Origin of the sequence: Paenibacillus sp. HB172176, assembly GCF_011947265.1 — a bacterium.
Lineage (GTDB): Bacteria > Bacillota > Bacilli > Paenibacillales > Paenibacillaceae > Pristimantibacillus.
On sequence record NZ_JAATHD010000033.1, the window covers coordinates 1 to 17,924 of the forward strand.

Consider the following 17,924-nt stretch of genomic DNA (forward strand, 5'->3'; position numbering starts at 1 on the left):
ATACAGCTTCCGCATCATCATGCAGGGCGAAGCCATCAAGGTGTATATGGACGGCGTTCCTTACTTTGAAGTAACGGATAATGAGTATAGCGAGGGCTACTTCGGCATGTTCGCGGATCGGGGGTTGGTGGACTTCGCGAATATTGGCTCCAAGCCACTGAAAGATGCGGAGGAATGGGATACGCAATATGCCATTTGGAACGAAGCGGATGCAGCAGCGTCGATTCGAACGGATAATGTTATCTTTGAAGATCCGGAAGACGATCCTGTGGCCGAGCTTGCTTGGGAGCTGCACCACACGCCGCGCTTCTTGAACAACCAAGGGTTGTCGGCGCTGGACGGTGAGACAATAACGGCAGGAACGCTCGAGCTCGATAATGTAGGCGATTATGTCATTGCGCTGAAGGGACGCGATGATCCGAATCTGGATTATTCGTTCCCGGATATGACCTTTGATGATTATCGCAAGGACTCCAACGAGTTTACGCGAAAAATTACGGTGCATCGCCGTCCGATAGCGGATTTCGATGTGACGCAGCAAGCGAGCGATGGCAAGATTCTATGGACGGATTACAGCCGCGACCCGGATCGGTACGAGTCCAATACTAAGTACTCGACCGAGGATACCGGCATCGATTATAAAGCGACCAAGGGCATTATGGAGAAGCGCTTTTACCATGTCACGCCTAGCGGAGCTTATATAGCGGAGAAGCTAGTCGCGCCGCAGGAAACCGGAACCTATGAAATCGGAATGGCCGTCAAGGATGAGTACGGCGCATGGAGCGAGTATCATGTGGTGTATTTGACAATCGGGCAGATTGCAACGCCCAACACGCCGCCAACGCCGGGCTTTACGACATCGAAGACGAGTACCTATCGTGGAGATGAGATTACGATTAATTCGACAGCCAGCGATACAGAGGATGGCGATCGCACACATTTGCCGCATACCTACTATGTGAAGAATACGACAACGAACAGCGCGGAATCAATCAAGAGTACATCGAGAACGAGCTGGTCGGCAAGCTTCGAGGCGCTTGGCACGTATACGATCAGGCAGCTTGTCGAGGATTCTGACGGTGCGAGTGCTCAGATTGAACATGAGATTGCTATTGTGAATCGAAAGCCAACAGCGAGTGTGACGGTTCCGGCGAGTACGAATCAGAACAGTCCGACGAAGCTGACGGTGCTGCGGCCGGAATTCCAGTGGAGCTATGCGGACGCCGATGGAGACGAGGAATCGAAGTACCAGATACGCGTGTATCGCTACGGCGGCATTATGCAGCTTGATTCGGGAGTGCAGGACGGCGACGATCTGAATTGGCCGGCCAGCGCCGATCTGCCGGAGCATGTAAATATGTATGTGCAGGTACGCGTCTATGACGGCTATGACTGGGGAGAGTGGAGCGCGGCGAAATACTTCTATATCGAAACGAATCAGCCGCCGACAGCAGACTTCACCTGGTCGCCGGAGCCTGTATATGAGGGGGATTCAGTCGAATTCCGATCGGGTGTGGCTGATCCTGATCATGATACGCTTCATGCCGTTTATGAAGTCAGAAGTCCAGCCGGTGCGACAACGAGTTTTACGTATCATTTGGGCTATCCCTACACGTCGAACGGCCCTTCCGTGCATATGCTGCAAACCGGTAATTGGCAAGTCAAGCTGACAGTCGATGATGGCAAGGCTCCGCCGGTAATCGTGCAGAAGACGGTTCAAGTAAGAGAACTGAGCGTTGATGGAGAAGTTCGTCATACAGATCAGTGGAATGAACGAAGACAGTCCTATAACCGTGATCGCAGTGGAAATGAAGATACGCCGCGCGGATACTCCGTCTTCTGGGCAGGAGAGAAATTTCTGTTGAAAGGCACGGCCGTCGATACGGGGACGGCGGTTAAAGCAACGAAATTAACGGTAGATTTCGAAGCCTATTCGACAGATTTGACCGCAGCGGACAGCTCCTCCATTCACTGGACAGGCGAGCTGTGGGAGCCCGGCTTCGAGCAAATCGAGGACGGTCCGATTACCTTTCTGTTCACTGCCTATTATAATAATGGAACGGTGAAGACTACTGCGGTTACGGTTGAGATTAAGGGGAACGTGAATCAATTGGTAGGCGTCCATCGGGTGAGGTAGATTGCTTCAACCTAACCTCGAAGACGGTTCCTTCTCCGAGCTTGCTTTGCACGCGAATCTCGCCTTGATGAAGATCGATAATTTTTTCCACGATTGAAAGTCCGAGGCCGTTGCCTTCCACGGTTCTTGTTCGTTGTTTGTCGCCTTTGAAGAAACGCTCGAATACATGCTTGACGTCTTCTTCGGAAATGCCGATTCCCGAATCGGCAACCCGCACGACAATCACGCTGCTATCTGCCGTACCCTTCGTGGATGTCGCATCGACTTCGAGTTGAAGCGAGATGCGGATGCTCCCGCCTTCCGGCGTGAATTTGATTGCGTTGTGAATGAGATTATTCCAAACCTGGCTAAGCAGTTCTTCATTGGCGTGAACATCGACGGCATTCAAGTCGAGCTCGATATCCAGCTTCTTGTCCATCCATTGCGGTTCGCACGCAAGCGTGATGTTCTCGAGTTGTTTGTCCAGCCTGTAGGTTGACTTGTCGATCATCTGTTCTTCGGATTCAAGCGCGGTCAGCTTCATCAGATTGTCGCTGAGGCGGGACAGGCGTATCGTTTCATGAATGATAATGGACAAATAATGCGACCGTTCCTCCTGACTGAGATCTTCGCGCTGCAGCGTCCTGGCAAAGCCGCGAATCGAGGTGAGCGGCGATTGAATTTCGTGGGAGACGTTGGAGATGAATTGCTGCTTCAATTGCTCCATTTCCTTCAAGTCCTGGGTCATCTCATTAATCGATTCCACGAAAGCGCCAATCTGTCCGTTATACCTCTTCTCCTGATCGATGACGACACTGAAGTCGCCCTTGGCTATGCGGCGCAGGGCATCCATCATCTCGATCCATACCCGTCGCTGTTGAGGGATGGTGAAGATATTGATAAGAACGGCGATAATGGCGAAGATGAGCAAACCGAGTCCCCAGTTGACAAGCTGAACGGTATAGTCGTTCCACGAAGGCTGATGCGTCTTGTAGAGCCAGCGGGAAAGCAGGTATCCCGCTGATAAGGTTAGTCCGAAGAACGTGAACATCGCAAGGATGGCAAGCGACGTTCGAAAGAAGATTTGCAGCTTGGTCAATTTGCGCTTTTTCATTGCAAGGCCTCCAATCGGTAGCCAAGTCCGCGAATGGTGCTGATCTTGATCGACAGCTCCCACTTGGCGAATCTCTCGCGCAGTCGATTAACATGGACATCGAGCGTTCGTTCGTTTCCGTCGAAGTCGTAGCCCCAGACGGCCTCGATCAGCATGCCGCGCGGGAGCGTACGGCCCATATTGCTTACAAGCATGAATAATAGCTCGAATTCCTTAGGAGGAAGCACGACGAGCTCGCCCTTCACTTTGGCTTGAAAGTTCTGCGAATCCATCAGCAGCTCTCCCGCGGACGCTTGCTGAGAGGCGTTGATGCGATATCGCTTGAGCAGCGCCTTAACCCGCATCGCCAGTTCGTCGGGATCGAACGGCTTCACGAGATAATCGTCCGTGCCGAGCTTGAAGCCGCGAAGCTTGTCGTATTTCTCCCCTTTGGCGGTCAGCATCAGTATAGGAATGTCGTAATCCTCTCTCAGTTGCCTGCACAGCTCCCAGCCGTCCATGTTCGGCATCATAATGTCCAGTATAACCATATCCGCTGCCGATTCGTTCATCTTAGCCAGAGCAGCTTGACCGTCAACCGCTTCCTCCGCAATAAAGCCTTCCTTCTGCAAAATAACTCGAACAAGCTCGCGGATATGCGGATCATCATCCACCACCATAATATAGCCCACCGAACCGTCTCCCTTCTCTGCAAATTGCTTGCAAGCCCTCTCTTAGGCAGAGAGTCCCATGCGCAATTGATTATCTGCGAATTGTCGATACATGTCATGACTGCGATAGAGCGCCTCATGATTCCCCTTGCCCGTGATTGTACCCTTCTCCAGAAAAACGATTGTATCGGCATCCACAACAGTTGACAGACGATGCGCAATGACAACGGTCGTACGGCCCTCCATCAGGTTTCTCAATGCTTCTTGCACCATTTCCTCCGATTTGCTGTCGAGACTGGAGGTTGCTTCATCCAGCATAAGCAACGCGGGATCGCGAAGCAAGGCGCGCGCGATGGCGATGCGTTGACGCTGCCCGCCGGACAGCTTGATGCCTCGCTCTCCAACCTCTGTATCATATTGATGGGGGAGCTCATTGATAAATCCGTCTGCATAAGCCATTCGCGCCGCATGCTCCAATTCCTCCTGAGCGAAGACCCTGTCGATCCCATAGGTGAGATTATCTCGAATGGAACCGGCGATGATCGGGCTTTCTTGAGATACGTATCCGATACGCGAGCGCCAGGAGCGAAGGGAGGTGTCGGCAATATTTTGCTCTCCTATTCGAATCGAACCGGAACTCGGCTCATAAAATCTCTCCAGCAAAGAGAATAGCGTCGTTTTGCCGCTGCCGCTTGGACCTACAATTGCTGTAACCTTACCAGCCTCGATTTCCAGGTTGATATTGCGGAGAATGGGCTCATCCTCCTTGTAAGCGAAGGACAGGTTGTCAATGTTCAGAGATTGCTGTTGTTTATGCTCAAGGGAATTGCCTTGATCGAACGCCTCTTCCTTAGCCTCAAGAATGGCAACAATGCTTTCCGTCGCGCCCATCGCTTTCTGAAACTGCGTGAAAAATTGCGAAATCTGCGTAATCGGCAGAATGATCTGAAACAAATACATAATGAACGCGACCAGCTCGCCTGCCGTAATGGCGCCGGAAGAAACCTGAACGCCGCCGTAGCCAATCAGACATACGAGGAGGATGACGATCAGAAGACTGATAATCGGCGAGATCAAAGCTTGCATTCTGGCTTCCTTCAAGCCGAATTGGAATAATCTCTGGATGCCGGTCGCGCCATTCGTATATTCGACGGGCTCGGAGCCGGAAGCCTTCACCAATCTGATCTCCGAAACGACACGATTGATGATCGTTGTGAAGCTTGCGTTTTCGGCTTGCGTTTCTTTGGAGATTTTATACATTTTGGAACCGATAGGAACCATGATCAGCGCCGCTACAGGGAAGACGACCAGCATCATGAGCGTCATCTGCCAATTCATATAGAGCAGTATGGATAGCGCTCCGATGATAGACAGGATTCCGGTGAAAAAGCCGGTGATATGTTCGGTGATCAACCCCTTGAGCAGAGCGGTGTCGTTCGTCAGTCGACTGATCGTCTCGCCTGTCGGCTTATTGTCGTAATATGGGACAGGCAGTCGCAGCAGCTTGCGCCACAGCTTCTCGCGAATCGATGCGACGACTTTGTTTCCGCTGTAGTGAAGCAGATAGACGGATAATCCGCCGCATACGACCTGGAGGAAGAAAACGCCCGCCATCCCGGAGATTTGAGCTCCGCTCAGCGAATCAAACGAGAATCCGTTGACCAGGTTTTTGGTGAACAGAGGGATGATTAAGCTTACAAGCGTGGAGGCCACGCTTGCAAGTACGGCAATGGACATGAGCAGCTTTGGCGGATTCGTAGATAGAATCAGGTTGGCAAAGGCTTTGATTCTGCCCTTTTTATTGATGTTGCTCTTCTTATCGTTGCTGTTCATTTCCGAGTTTGTTTGATCATTCATGTGAATCTCTCCTTCACGTCATTCTCGCTTCTATGAAGTATACTTTATCCTCCCTTTGTAAACACAATTTAAACAGAGAGGGAAACAGGAGAACAAGCGGATGTAACAATGATGAAAAGGCGGACTTGCACAAGAGCGCTTCTCAAAAGATGCAGCAAAAAAGCCTGCCGAGATTGTTGACAGACTTGGTATTGTTGTGTGTCGTTACTTTATGTGCGTGTTCAAAAAGTCCGGTTTCAAGAATCGAGGAGATTGGATGAAACTAGAAAGTGAGTAGCGGAGCGTAGTGGATACTACGTGAGCAACGGAACATTCGGTTGAATTCAATATCCGATGTCGAGTTACTTACAGTTCTATTTCGTTATTGAAATTGGGCTTTTTGAACAACCTCTTTATGTTATTCCGTTATATCATCGTCAGCTCTTGATCTTCGTGAAGAACGAGTCAATTGCATAATAGGCGGCGCCCCGCACTGCGGATTCTTCTTGCAGTTCGGCGAACAGAATGCGAAGCCGATCGCGGTGGAAGGATAAGGTGCGCTTCCCCACGGCTTCTTCAATAGCCGGCTTTAGCCATTCGGCGGCTCTGCTCATGCGATTTCCGATAATAACGGCCTCGGGATTAAACACGTTCACGATATTCGCTATGCCGGCTCCGAGATAATCTCCTATGGAGTCGAATAGCGAAATCACTTGCTCGTCACCGCATTCGGCGGCTTGAAGCAATTCCTCCAGACTCTCGAACCCAAGAGAAGCGGCCTGCTCCAGCAGCGCGTTCTCGGAGGCGTACAATTCCCAGCAGCCTTGATTGCCGCATGCGCATGGCTTGCCGTCGTATTGAATGGAGAGATGGCCCAGCTCGCCGGAGAATCCCGAAGCTCCTTTGTACAGCTCCTTGTTCAAAATAATGCCGGTGCCGATACCGATTCCGACGCTGACGTAGATTTGATTGGCGATGCCTCTGCCGGCTCCATACTTCTGCTCGCCCTGCGCGCCTGCATTCGCCTCGTTGTCGATGGTGACCGGCAAGCTGAAGCGCTTCTCCAGCTTCGCCTTCAGATCCACCTGGCTCAGCTTCATATTCGGCGCGAACAGAATGACGCCTCCATCATCGACGATTCCAGGCACGCCGATTCCAATGCCGACGACGCCATAGCGGCTTCGCGGCGCCTTGTCCATCAGCATCTCGATGCTTGCGATTAGGAGCTCCAAGGGGAGCTCCTTGAACTTCCGCTTCACTTGCTGCCTGTGCTCGGCAATAACGCCGCCTCTTAAGTCGACGAGCATGCCGCGAATATAATTAACGCCAAGGTCGATTCCGATGGCATAGCCGGCAGCTTCATGGAACAGGAGCATTAACGGCTTTCGTCCTCCGCTGGACTCGCCCGGTCCGATTTCGACAACAAGCTGGTTGTCGATCAAATCCTGCACAAGACTGGATACAGTCGCTTTATTGAGTCCGGTCAATTCCGAGATGCGCGCCCGCGACAGCGGAGCGTTTTTGATAACGGCATCGAGAACGATGGATGTATTCATTTTCTTGATGAGCGTTAGATCTCCTGTTGGTTTCATTCGCAAGGGATAACGGCCTCCGTCCAGTAGATAATAGGATGGAATCAGTATAGCACAAAACTTAGTTTGTTTAATAGACAAACTAAGTTTGCTTATGGTATTCTGACTAAGGAAAGACAAATTAAAGGAGGAATAAGTTCTTATGAGCATTTTCAAAAATATCCCCAGCATTCAATTCGAAGGCAAAGGCTCCGACAATCCGCTGGCTTTCAAACAATATGATCCCAAGCAAGTCGTACTGGGCAAAACAATGGAAGAGCATCTTCGCTTCGCGGTAGCCTATTGGCACACCTTCAATGCAATCGGCAATGATCCGTTCGGCTCCGGCACGATGGTTCGCGAATGGGATAAGTTCTCCGGCATGGATCGCGCGAAGGTTCAAGTAGAAGCCAACTTCGAGTTCATGGAGAAGCTCGGCATTCCTTATTATTGCTTCCACGATGTGGATATTGCTCCGGAAGGCGCAACTTTGCAGGAATCCAATAAGAATCTGGATGTAATCGTTGCCATGCTGAAGGAGCAAATGCAAGCAACAGGCAAGAAGCTGCTGTGGAATACATCCAATATGTTCTCGAATCCACGCTTCGTTCATGGCGCGGGAACAGCCGTGAATGCCGATGTGTACGCTTACGCTGGCGCGCAACTGAAGAAGGCGCTTGAGGTCGGCAAGGAGCTTGGCGCAGAGAACTATGTATTCTGGGGCGGCCGCGAGGGCTACGAAACACTGCTGAACACGGACATGGGCTTCGAGCTGGACAATCTGGCCCGCCTCTATCATATGGCCGTGGCATATGCGAAGGAAATCGGCTTTGATGCGCAATTCCTGATTGAGCCTAAGCCGAAGGAGCCGACGAAGCATCAGTATGATTTCGACGCGGCGACTGCGATTTCGTTCCTGCAGAAATATGGCTTGAAGGATCATTTCAAGCTGAATCTTGAAGCTAACCACGCTACGCTCGCCGGTCATACCTTCGAGCATGAAATTCGCACTGCCGCTATTAACGGCATGCTTGGATCGCTTGACGCGAACCAAGGCGACTTGCTGCTCGGCTGGGATACGGATGAATTCCCTACGGATCTGTATTCGACAACGCTGACGATGTATGAAGTGCTGAAGGCTGGCGGCATCGGTCGCGGCGGCGTCAACTTCGATGCGAAGGTTCGTCGCGGATCGTTCGAAGCCGATGATCTCTTCCTTGCGCATATTGCGGGCATGGACAGCTTTGCCTGGGGCCTTAAGGCTGCCGCCAAGCTGATCGAAGAAGGCATTCTGGATAAGGTTGTTGAGAATCGTTACCGCAGCTTCAAGGAAGGCATCGGCGCGGACGTTGTTGCCGGCAAGGCAACTCTTGCTTCTCTGGAGCAATATGCGCTGCAGAATCATCCAATCGTGAACGAATCCGGTCGTCAAGAGCGTCTTCGTCTGCTTCTTAGCGAAGTTATTTTCAGCGTATAGGCTAGATTAGCGGAGGATGTGAATCGATGAGTTATGTGATAGGAATTGATCTGGGAACCAGCGCGGTGAAGGCGCTGCTTGTGGATCGGTCCGGTCGTATCGCGGCTGAGGCCTCGAAGGAATTTCCACTGTTTCATGAGCATAGCGGCTGGAGCGAGCAGAAGCCGGAGGATTGGGTTTCGGCTACGATCGAGGCTCTGCAGGAGCTTACTGGCAGATCCGACGTGAATGCAGCATTGATCGAAGGAATCAGCTTTTCCGGTCAGATGCATGGACTTGTGCTGTTGGATTCGGAAGGCAAGCCTGTGCGCAACGCCATTCTATGGAATGACACTCGTACGACGGAGCAGTGCCGCGAGATCGAGCGGGTATTGGGAAGCAAGCTGCTGGAGGTTACGCGCAATCCGGCTTTGGAAGGCTTCACGCTGCCGAAAATTTTATGGGTGAAGAAGCATGAGCCAGAGCGTTATGGGGAAGCGGCAAGCTTCCTCCTGCCGAAGGATTACTTGCGCTATCGACTGACGGGTCAATTGCATATGGACTACTCGGACGCGGCGGGAACTTTAATGCTGGATGTTGCGGGAAAACGATGGAGCACAGAGGTTCTGGAAGCCTTCGAATTGGCTGAGAGCTTTTGTCCTCCGCTTGTGGAGTCGCATGCTTCAGTTGGCGGGTTGTTGCCGGAGATGCTTGAGAAAACCGGATTGCCGGCTTCTGTGAAGGTATTCGCTGGCGGCGCCGACAATGCCTGCGGCGCGATCGGAGCGGGCATCTTGGCTGACGGACTAACCCTATGCAGCATCGGGACGTCTGGAGTAATCTTGTCCTATGAAGAAGATAAGTCGAAGGATTTTGCGGGCAAGGTGCATTTCTTCAATCATGGCAAACAGGATTCCTATTATGCGATGGGCGTTACGTTGGCCGCGGGCTACAGCCTGAGCTGGTTCCGCAAAACCTTCGCCGCAGGCGAGTCTTTCGACGAGCTGCTCAGCGGCGTCGGGGAAGTGAAGCCGGGAGCGAACGGGCTGCTGTTCACGCCGTATCTGGTCGGCGAACGAACGCCGCATGCGGATTCGACGATTCGCGCCAGCTTCATCGGCATCGACGGTTCTCATAGTCGGGATCATTTTGCCAGGGCTGTAATGGAAGGCATCACCTTCTCCCTGAACGAGTCCGTCGACATGTTCCGCCAAGCGGGAAAATCCGTCGATAAGATTGTTTCCATCGGCGGCGGCGCTCAGAATCCAGTCTGGCTGCAGATGCAGGCCGATATTTTCGGCGCGACGGTGGTTTCGCTGGAGAATGAGCAGGGACCCGGGCTTGGAGCTGCGATGCTGGCTGCTTACGGCTGCGGCTGGTTCGACAGTCTGGAGGCGTGCGCGGCAGAATTCGTCCATTATGCCGACGAATACAAGCCGCAGCCGGAGGCGGTTGAAGCCTATAAAGGAATTTTCCGCGTCTATCAGCAAGTCTACTCCGCAACTCGCGGCTTGAACGAAGCGATAGCTGGCTATCGCGGGTGATTGGAGATAACAAAGGATAACAAATTATCAAAGTATCCTAGCTCCTGTATCATGCTGCGCGGAATAGTTGTCAATTCCGATTTGAACATGTATACTGGCCATAATGAATGCAAAATATTACTACGAAATACACAAAAGCATGCGTAAAGCATACGCCGTTCTTCTCCCAGTTGGGAAGGACGGCGTTTTTTCGTTGACGACTTTTGGTTCTATTTCATAAGGAGGAAGAGATTAGATGTCATTTGAACAAGAGTTTAATTTGTTTTTGGAGGAGCAGAGGGCTGGCGCACAAGGACAACGACTGGAAATGCTGAATCGGGATTTGGTTGGGGAGCGGAAGATGTTCAAGGAAGTGCTGTGGCCGGTTTTCCAAACCTTTGAAGGGTTTGTAATGGAGTATGAGGTTGTTTGTTCGACGGGAATCAGGGTGTATGTGGATGCCTACTATGAACCGCTTGGGTTGGCGTTTGAAAGCGAAGGCTTTGCCGTGCATGCGGACAAGGTAACAAGAGAACGATTCAGCTTCGAGAAAAGACGAGTCCGTAATTTGGCGGCAAAACGTATCCGCTATATCCCCTTCGCATGGGACGAGCTAGATAAGAAACCCGATCTTTGCCGCTCGTCATTGTGCGAAATACTTGGCAGATATGATCGTGCAAGCAATGAGGGAGACCTATCGTTGGCTGAGAGGGAAGTGCTGCGCCATGCTTTGCTGCTGGGGCGTCCGTTCGGAGTGTGCGATGTGATGGAGGGGAGCGGGAGGGGGCGTGATGTTTCATTTAAAGTAATTAAGAAGCTTATTAGTAAGAAATGGATCAAGCCTTTGTATACGGGGCGAACAAGAAATCATAGGTTTGTATTAAATCGAGATAAGGTTAAAGCGCTATTTTAACACATGGGTGGAAGGTCGACTTGGAGCCTGGGAATCGAGCGTGTGAGCAGGTGCAAGTCGATAAAATCGACTTGGAGAGTGGAAATCGAGCGTGTGAGCAGCTGTAAGTCGATAAAATCGACTTGGAGAGTGGAAATCGAGCGTGTGAGCAGGTGCAAGTCGATAAAATCGACTTGGAGAGTGGAAATCGAGCGTGTGAGCAGCTGTAAGTCGATAAAATCGACTTGGAGAGTGGAAATCGGGCGTGTGAGCAGCTGTAAGTCGATAAAATCGACTTGGAGCCTGGAAATCGAGCGTGTGAGCAGCTGTAAGTCGATAAAATCGACTTGGAGAGTGGAAATCGAGCGTGCGAGTAAGTGCAAGTCGATAAAATCGACTTGGGGAGTGGAAATCGAGTGTGTGAGCAAGTGCAAGTCGATAAAATCGACTTGGAGCCTGGAAATCGAGCGTGTGAGCAGCTGCAAGTCGATAAAATCGACTTGGAGCAGAAAGAGCAAGCCCGCCTAATAAGTCAAACCTGAAAATTTACTTCAACGGCACACATGTTTCCCGCGTGAAATGGCATGCTAAAGCATGAAAGCTGGACGAAGAACAATTGGTTGATAACCTGCAATGGAAGGAAGAAGAACAATGACGGATTCTTCGGCGATTTTATTCGAATTTGTGGATGAGAGAAGCGCAAAGCTTGCCAATGATATGCTTCAGGAGCTAGGCTATGAGTCGGTTATGCATAGTTCCACCAGAATGCATATCCATGTGGAGGGCTGCGATCTTACGTCGGCTCTGGAGATTGCCCTGTCTCATGGAGGTCAACTGGTGGAGCAAGCCTCAATTGCAATGAACGCAATCGCGAACTCTGCTTACGCTATGGATGCGATAACGATTCCGGCTCATGTCGTCAACGAGGATTGGATCGACCAGGAAGAGGAAGCAGAAGCAGCAGACCTGCATAATCGTGATGACGACGCGGAGTATGAATCGGAATTTCTTCCGGATTCGGAAACCTATAATCATTTCTCCGGAGACGTTCATACGTAAGAATCCCGCCAGCTTCATTAAAGTATTCCATAGGTTAGAGCAGGAGACCAGGAAACAGAGCTGCAGCTGCTCGCGAGCTTCCGTTATGTCAAATCACAGCAGCCATCGACCAACAGCCATTGGCCAAAAAACTGGGCAGCCCCGCTGTTAACTGCTTAACTGCCCCAATTCTCCGCGGCATGCTTGCCGGCGTTATAGCCGGTGGTGAATGCGGCCGTAATATTGTAGCCGCCTGTATAGCCGTGAATGTCCAGGATTTCTCCGCAGAAATATAACCCCGGCATCAGCTTCGATTGCAATGATTTCGGATCGATTTCCTTGAGATGAACGCCTCCGCCCGTGACGAAGGCTTCCTCGATCGACAATGTGCCGTTCACCATGACAGGGAAGGCTTTCGCGAGCTTGACAAGCTCAAGCCACCCTTGCTTCGGAATATTGTCGTAAGTGAGATCCTCACGCAGCCCCGATCCCTTCAACAACAGCGGTATGAGCCGTTCGGGGAATGCCGCTTTGAGCACGTTCTTGATGCTCTTGCGGGACTCCTGCTTGCAAAGCCCCATCGTATGCTCGTACAAAGAATCTACGGAGTGATCGGGAGCCAGGTCAATGGTGATCTTGACCAGGTTTGCCTCAGCGGCGGTCAACTCTGCATAGTTTGCCGTGTCGTTCACTGCGTCCTTTACCGTGGCTTTCTCCATGTCCTTCGCAGTGTCTATCACCATGCCCTTCATCATGTTCATCGCTGTACCCTTCGCCCCCTCGTTCTCCAAGCTAACTTTCGCTTTCATGCCGCTCATCTTGTTCTTAGGCTGCTTCAACTCCTTCACAACAAATTGACTGCAACGCAGAGCGATAGGTCCGGATATTCCAAAATGGGTGAAAATCATGTCGCCTTGATGGCTAATAAGCTTTTTGCCTTTATGATTCCAAACGGTCATGACCACGTTTCTAAGCGACAAGCCTTGAAGCTCCTTGCTCTTTATAAAAGCTTCTTTCGAAGTAAGCGGAACTTCGGTAGGGAATAGCTCTTTGATCGTGTGGCCGGCTTTCTCGGCCCATGCGTAGCCATCTCCCGTTGATCCGGTATGAGGAACGGATTTTCCCCCGACCGCGACAATAACGGCATTGCTATGAAGGACTCCTCCATTTTTCAGGCGTACGCCGATCGTTCTCCCCGCCTCATAAAGCACCTCGTCGACAGGAGCGTTCACTTTAATATCCACGCCGACTGAGCGGACCTTGCCAACCAGCGCGTCGACAACCGTCTTGGCCTTGTCCGTCACGGGGAACATTCTGCCGTTATCTTCTTCCTTGAGTCGAATTCCTAAATCTTCAAAAAAACGTATAATATCGCGATTATTAAAAGAAGCGAGCGCGCTATGAAGATACCTTCCATTTCCTGGTATATTTTCGATCAATTTATCGATTTCCTTCGCATTTGTCACATTACAGCGACCACCGCCGGAAATGCCAAGCTTTCTTCCCAATTTATCGCCTTTGTCGAGCAGAAGCACGCGTGCTCCCGCTTCTCCGGCGGCAGCGCTCGCCATTAATCCCGCAGAACCTGCGCCTACTACAATAATTTCATAATTCATCGCCATTCTCCTATACATTTTTGAGACAAAATAACAATTGACACTATTTTTTACCTCAGTACATACAGTATAATTCAATTAATTATACACAACTGGAGGCGCAATAGAAATGAAGCGGGAAGAGTGGGAGCTGCAAGGCTCGAATCGATACAAGCTTTTCGCAAGAGCCTGGCTGCCCAAGGAATCGGCTGCCAAAGCAGTCGTCTGTCTGGCTCATGGTCAAGGAGAGCATGGAGACAGGTACGGGAGGGTTGCAGAAGCGCTGACCGCCGAAGGCTTTATTACAGCGTCAATGGATCATTACGGCCACGGACGATCTGACGGCAAGCGCGGCCATATGCTGTCGATGGATGCCGCTGCCCAAGATTTGGCGGCCTTTATCGAGGAGTCGATCCGCAGATATCCGGGACTTCCCGTATTCCTCTACGGCCATAGCATGGGAGGGAATATCGCTTTGCGGTGCGCGATTCATGCAAAACCGCCCCTACTCGGCATGATCGTCACCAGTCCATGGCTGCAACTGGCATTTCGCCCGCCTGCCGTGAAGGAATGGTTCGGCCGGAGGCTGGCTTCCATCCTGCCCGGTCTGCAATCGTCAACGGGGCTGAAGCTCGAAGACTTATATCGCTCGAATGAAAAGTCCCATCCCGACGATCTGGATGACAGCTTGCTTCACACGCTTATTACGGTTAAGGCTTATACGGAAATTCAAGCCTCGGGGGAGTGGTTGTTACAGCAGTCTTCGGCTGTGAACCTTCCAATGTTGTTCGTCCATGGTACCGCGGACCGCGTCACATCCTACGTTGCGAGCGAGCGGATGGCCGCGAAGCAGGGATCGTCGTGTACGTGGGTTCCCTGGAAGGATGGCTACCATGAATTGCATAATGACAAGGACAGAGTTCGTTTCCTTAAGCTGGTCGTGAATTGGCTGGAACAGCAAGTCCAACAATCAACAAGCGAATAATCATTTCACCTTCATTCGTCACCTGAAAGGAGGCTAAGCCGGAAATGCTTAAGGATTTTATGCTTCAATTCTTTCTCTCCGTGCTTCCTGTATTCGCTTTCTTACTTTGGCATGACAAAGCGCAGAGCTGGAAGAGCTTCAGACCGTTCATTTCTATTTCATGCGGGGCAGCTATGATTCTATGCTTCTTGACGCCGATTGATCTTCATGACTTCAATTTTGATTTTCGGATTGTGCCGCTTCTGATTGGTTCGCTGTATGGAGGCTTTCGTGCCTATATCGGCTTGAGCTTGATCTATGTGGCGTTTCGCCTTCCGACTCTCGACAACCAGCTCGAGACGATCATCTTTGCTCTATACATACTGTTTTTCAGCGTTATGGTTCTCGTGGCAATTAACTCCTTTCAGAGTGCTTCTCCCGGCAAAAAAGTAAGAATCGCCATGTCGATCATGACCCTGCAGATTATTTATCTGCTCTTAGTTATAAGCGTTTACCTATATCGATATGATGTAGTCTGGACCTGGCAATTACGTGCTTATTATCTCATTGCCACGGTGGGCTTCCTGTTGTCTATATGGCTGTCCATCTATATTGTTGAGGGTATCAAGGAGAAGCGGCTTCTGCAATTCAAGGTGACTCAACTGACGGAGAATTACCGCAATGAAGTAGAGAAGCTGCAGCAATTCATTGATAAAGCGCCGATTGGCGTGATGATGCTGGACCGTGACGGCATTATTACCCATGTGAATGAAGAATCGCTTCGGATGCTGAGTCTTCGCCAAGAATTTAACACCATCGAGCAGCTCAAGGACAATAGCTTCACAGCGGTGTTTCATCCTGATGACGGAGAGGCTTGCCTCAAATTGCTTCACCGCGCGTTAATGGGACAATCGTCTTCAACTGTTCCGAATCGCGCCGACGAGCAAATTTTGATCTACACGACCGTTACGCTGCGCGATGTGACGGATGATTTCATCTCCGGCGCGGCGTTGATTACGAAGGATGTGACAGAGTTAACCGTTCTGCGCAACGAGGTTGGCCGGATGGAGCGATTAAGTCTGGTCGGCCAAATGGCGGCAAGCATCACCCATGAGATTCGCAATCCAATGGCGGTCGTGAGAGGCTTCGTGCAATTGATTCAGGAGAGAAGTCCGGGAGAGCAATTTGAATATTTCCGCATTATTATGGAAGAGCTCGATCGCGCGAATTTAATTATAAGCGACTTTCTGTCGCTGGCGCAGAATCGCGAATTGAGAATGACGAAAGCCTCGCTTCATACGAGCATCAACGATCTGATCCCGCTGCTTACGGCGGATGCCAATCTTCGCGGTCAGACGCTCGAGGTTTCCCTTTGCAAGGATATGCCGTTAATGATGCTTAACGATCGGGAGATCAAGCAACTGCTGCTTAATATTTCGCGAAACGGCATGGAGGCAATGGGAGAGAAGGGGGTACTTCGCATTAAGACCGAAAGCAATGGAGAGCAGGTGTGGCTGACAATCTCCGATGAAGGCGTGGGCATCCCGCAAGAGAAGATGAAGCATCTGTTCGAGCCGTTCTTCACGACCAAGACAAGCGGGACCGGACTTGGGCTCCCCTTATGTCTCAGCATTGCGGAGCGACATCGAGGGAGAATCGATGTACATAGCACGGAAGGATGCGGAACGACTTTTCTTGTCACCTTCAACATAGCGGAGAATGATGTTGGGTACTCTAGTGCATGACATAAGCTCATCTATCCGGAAATGAAAGTTTGAAAATCAGGCAACCGAGGTCAGACTTCGGTTGCTTTATTTTCGTAAGAAACGGTATAATAGTAGCTAAATTGGAGTCCAAAAAAGGAGTGAGTGAAACATGTCCATGTCATTTGAGAGATATATGCTTGATATGGTTCAACCGATGCGCGATGATCTGACCAGACTGGGAATTCAGGAGCTTCGCACGGCTGATGAGGTAGAAGAAAACGTGCCAAACGCCAAAGGAACGGCGCTTATCGTTATTAATTCCGTATGCGGCTGCGCTGCGGGGCAATGCCGTCCGGGCGTGGCCGAAGCCTTGAATCATTCCGTGCAGCCAGAGCATCTATTCACCGTATTCGCAGGCCAGGATAAGGAAGCGACTGCCAAAGCGCGCGAGTATTTCTCGCCGTATCCGCCGTCTTCTCCTTCTATCGCGCTGATGAAGGATGGCCAGCTCGTCCATTTCATTGAACGTCATCAGATCGAGAATCGTTCCGCAGGCGAGATTGCGGCTGATCTGACCGACGCGTTCGACAAGTACTGCGGTTAACGGGAGCTAAAGCCCATGACCCTACAACAACAAATTATTGAGCGGCTTGGCGTGAAGCCGATAATCGATCCTGCGGCGGAAATTCGCAAGCGGGTAGATTTCCTGAAGAAGTATGTTCTTGAATCGGGAACAACCGGCCTGCTGATCGCGATAAGCGGAGGCATTGACAGCGCGGTTGCGACCGGTCTCTGCAAGATGGCCACAGATGAGCTGTCCGAAGAGACGGACAAAGAATATTTGACGCTTGGCGTATTCCAGCCCTACGCTTCGCAGCATGATATCGCGGACAGCTACGCTGTAGCCACCGCCTTCGATCTGAAATACAAGACGGAGACCAATATCGGCGAAGCAGTGGATGAAATTGCGCTGGAGGTGGAGCATAGCTTCAAATCGCTCGGCATTCCAAGACATATAAGCCGGGGCGGCAAGGGCAATGTGAAAGCGAGAACGCGCATGGTTATGCAATATGCGCTTGCTTTCGATCTGAATCTGCTGGTGGTAGGCACCGATCACGCTTCCGAAGCGATTACGGGCTTCTATACGAAGTGGGGAGACGGAGCCGTTGATATTACTCCGCTGGCTTCGCTTAACAAGCGTCAAGTGCGTCAGCTCGCATCCCATATCGGCGTTCCTCAGAGCGTGCTCGACAAAGCTCCGTCCGCGGGACTTTGGGACGGACAGACGGATGAGGATGAGCTTGGCATTACTTACGGAGACAACAGCGACTATCTGGAGGGCAAGGGAATTGCGCCGGAGGTTCGCGAAAAGCTTGAGAAGCAATATTTGAAGACCGAGCACAAGCGCTCGGGCATTCCTGGCATTTAAGAGCTGAATGGACATACAACAACAAAAAAGCCTC

Annotated in this window: 14 protein-coding genes; 9 read left to right on the forward strand and 5 right to left on the reverse strand. The window is 51.1% G+C overall.

The window, feature by feature from the left end:
• Window positions 1–2,137 (forward strand): glycoside hydrolase family 78 protein (locus HFP08_RS26275; RefSeq protein WP_168123608.1); only part of this gene is annotated, 2,137 nt, incomplete at its 5' end.
• Here the strand turns inward: HFP08_RS26275 and HFP08_RS26280 are convergent.
• The 4 genes from HFP08_RS26280 to HFP08_RS26295 form a co-directional block, all read right to left on the reverse strand.
• Complete coding sequence (locus HFP08_RS26280; protein WP_168123609.1) at window positions 2,091–3,230, reverse strand: sensor histidine kinase; 1,140 nt, start codon at window positions 3,228–3,230, stop codon at window positions 2,091–2,093. The genes HFP08_RS26275 and HFP08_RS26280 overlap by 47 nt on opposite strands.
• Window positions 3,227–3,889 carry a response regulator transcription factor gene (locus tag HFP08_RS26285; RefSeq protein ID WP_240941900.1) on the reverse strand — a complete coding sequence of 221 codons (663 nt, stop codon included), beginning with the start codon at window positions 3,887–3,889 and terminating at the stop codon, window positions 3,227–3,229. Before HFP08_RS26285 ends, HFP08_RS26280 begins: the two co-directional genes overlap by 4 nt.
• A gap of 54 nt (window positions 3,890–3,943) precedes the next feature.
• Complete coding sequence (locus HFP08_RS26290) at window positions 3,944–5,737, reverse strand: ABC transporter ATP-binding protein (RefSeq protein ID WP_277345897.1); 1,794 nt, start codon at window positions 5,735–5,737, stop codon at window positions 3,944–3,946.
• Between the two features lie 416 nt (window positions 5,738–6,153).
• Window positions 6,154–7,308, reverse strand: a complete 1,155-nt coding sequence (locus HFP08_RS26295) for an ROK family transcriptional regulator (protein ID WP_168123645.1) — start codon at window positions 7,306–7,308, stop codon at window positions 6,154–6,156.
• A gap of 142 nt (window positions 7,309–7,450) precedes the next feature.
• Between HFP08_RS26295 and xylA the strand changes: the two genes are divergently transcribed.
• The 4 genes from xylA to HFP08_RS26315 all read left to right on the forward strand — a co-directional run bounded on the left by xylA (window position 7,451) and on the right by HFP08_RS26315 (window position 12,217).
• Window positions 7,451–8,764, forward strand: coding sequence for a xylose isomerase (gene xylA / locus HFP08_RS26300; protein ID WP_168123611.1), 1,314 nt, complete (start codon window positions 7,451–7,453; stop codon window positions 8,762–8,764).
• Window positions 8,765–8,790: 26 nt separating this feature from the next.
• The gene (xylB, locus tag HFP08_RS26305; RefSeq protein WP_168123612.1) at window positions 8,791–10,287 is read left to right on the forward strand and encodes a xylulokinase; all 1,497 of its coding nucleotides are present in this window, start codon (window positions 8,791–8,793) and stop codon (window positions 10,285–10,287) included.
• Window positions 10,288–10,522: 235 nt separating this feature from the next.
• Entirely contained in the window at window positions 10,523–11,179 is a 657-nt protein-coding gene (locus HFP08_RS26310; protein ID WP_168123613.1) for a hypothetical protein, read from the forward strand.
• Window positions 11,180–11,809: 630 nt separating this feature from the next.
• Window positions 11,810–12,217 (forward strand): hypothetical protein, encoded by a 408-nt coding sequence (locus HFP08_RS26315; RefSeq protein WP_240941894.1) that lies wholly within the window; start codon window positions 11,810–11,812, stop codon window positions 12,215–12,217.
• 155 nt (window positions 12,218–12,372) lie between these two features.
• Here the strand turns inward: HFP08_RS26315 and HFP08_RS29405 are convergent, their stop codons facing one another.
• On the reverse strand, window positions 12,373–13,812 hold the full coding sequence (locus tag HFP08_RS29405; protein ID WP_240941895.1) for a BaiN/RdsA family NAD(P)/FAD-dependent oxidoreductase: 1,440 nt from the start codon (window positions 13,810–13,812) through the stop codon (window positions 12,373–12,375).
• Between the two features lie 109 nt (window positions 13,813–13,921).
• Between HFP08_RS29405 and HFP08_RS26325 the strand changes: the two genes are divergently transcribed.
• The 4 genes from HFP08_RS26325 to nadE all read left to right on the forward strand — a co-directional run bounded on the left by HFP08_RS26325 (window position 13,922) and on the right by nadE (window position 17,890).
• A complete protein-coding gene (locus tag HFP08_RS26325; protein ID WP_168123615.1) occupies window positions 13,922–14,776 on the forward strand; it encodes an alpha/beta hydrolase in 855 nt (284 codons plus the stop codon).
• A 44-nt stretch (window positions 14,777–14,820) separates the two neighbouring features.
• Window positions 14,821–16,500 carry an ATP-binding protein gene (locus HFP08_RS26330; RefSeq protein WP_168123616.1) on the forward strand — a complete coding sequence of 560 codons (1,680 nt, stop codon included), beginning with the start codon at window positions 14,821–14,823 and terminating at the stop codon, window positions 16,498–16,500.
• A 130-nt stretch (window positions 16,501–16,630) separates the two neighbouring features.
• Window positions 16,631–17,065: a BrxA/BrxB family bacilliredoxin gene (locus HFP08_RS26335; RefSeq protein ID WP_168123617.1), complete on the forward strand. Its 435-nt coding sequence runs from the start codon at window positions 16,631–16,633 to the stop codon at window positions 17,063–17,065.
• A gap of 15 nt (window positions 17,066–17,080) precedes the next feature.
• The gene (gene nadE, locus HFP08_RS26340) at window positions 17,081–17,890 is read left to right on the forward strand and encodes an ammonia-dependent NAD(+) synthetase (RefSeq protein ID WP_168123618.1); all 810 of its coding nucleotides are present in this window, start codon (window positions 17,081–17,083) and stop codon (window positions 17,888–17,890) included.
• Window positions 17,891–17,924: the final 34 nt, after the last annotated feature.

Excerpts from the sequence above, each read along its gene's own strand:
- HFP08_RS26280 (WP_168123609.1), bottom strand. The coding sequence starts at position 3,230 with ATGAAAAAGCGCAAATTGACCAAGCTGCAAATCTTCTTTCGAACGTCG.
- HFP08_RS26285 (WP_240941900.1), bottom strand. The coding sequence starts at position 3,889 with ATGGTGGTGGATGATGATCCGCATATCCGCGAGCTTGTTCGAGTTATT.
- HFP08_RS26290 (WP_277345897.1), bottom strand. The coding sequence starts at position 5,737 with ATGAATGATCAAACAAACTCGGAAATGAACAGCAACGATAAGAAGAGC.
- HFP08_RS26295 (WP_168123645.1), bottom strand. The coding sequence starts at position 7,308 with ATGAAACCAACAGGAGATCTAACGCTCATCAAGAAAATGAATACATCC.
- xylA (WP_168123611.1), top strand. The coding sequence starts at position 7,451 with ATGAGCATTTTCAAAAATATCCCCAGCATTCAATTCGAAGGCAAAGGC.
- xylB (WP_168123612.1), top strand. The coding sequence starts at position 8,791 with ATGAGTTATGTGATAGGAATTGATCTGGGAACCAGCGCGGTGAAGGCG.
- HFP08_RS26310 (WP_168123613.1), top strand. The coding sequence starts at position 10,523 with ATGTCATTTGAACAAGAGTTTAATTTGTTTTTGGAGGAGCAGAGGGCT.
- HFP08_RS26315 (WP_240941894.1), top strand. The coding sequence starts at position 11,810 with ATGACGGATTCTTCGGCGATTTTATTCGAATTTGTGGATGAGAGAAGC.
- HFP08_RS29405 (WP_240941895.1), bottom strand. The coding sequence starts at position 13,812 with ATGAATTATGAAATTATTGTAGTAGGCGCAGGTTCTGCGGGATTAATG.
- HFP08_RS26325 (WP_168123615.1), top strand. The coding sequence starts at position 13,922 with ATGAAGCGGGAAGAGTGGGAGCTGCAAGGCTCGAATCGATACAAGCTT.
- HFP08_RS26330 (WP_168123616.1), top strand. The coding sequence starts at position 14,821 with ATGCTTAAGGATTTTATGCTTCAATTCTTTCTCTCCGTGCTTCCTGTA.
- HFP08_RS26335 (WP_168123617.1), top strand. The coding sequence starts at position 16,631 with ATGTCCATGTCATTTGAGAGATATATGCTTGATATGGTTCAACCGATG.
- nadE (WP_168123618.1), top strand. The coding sequence starts at position 17,081 with ATGACCCTACAACAACAAATTATTGAGCGGCTTGGCGTGAAGCCGATA.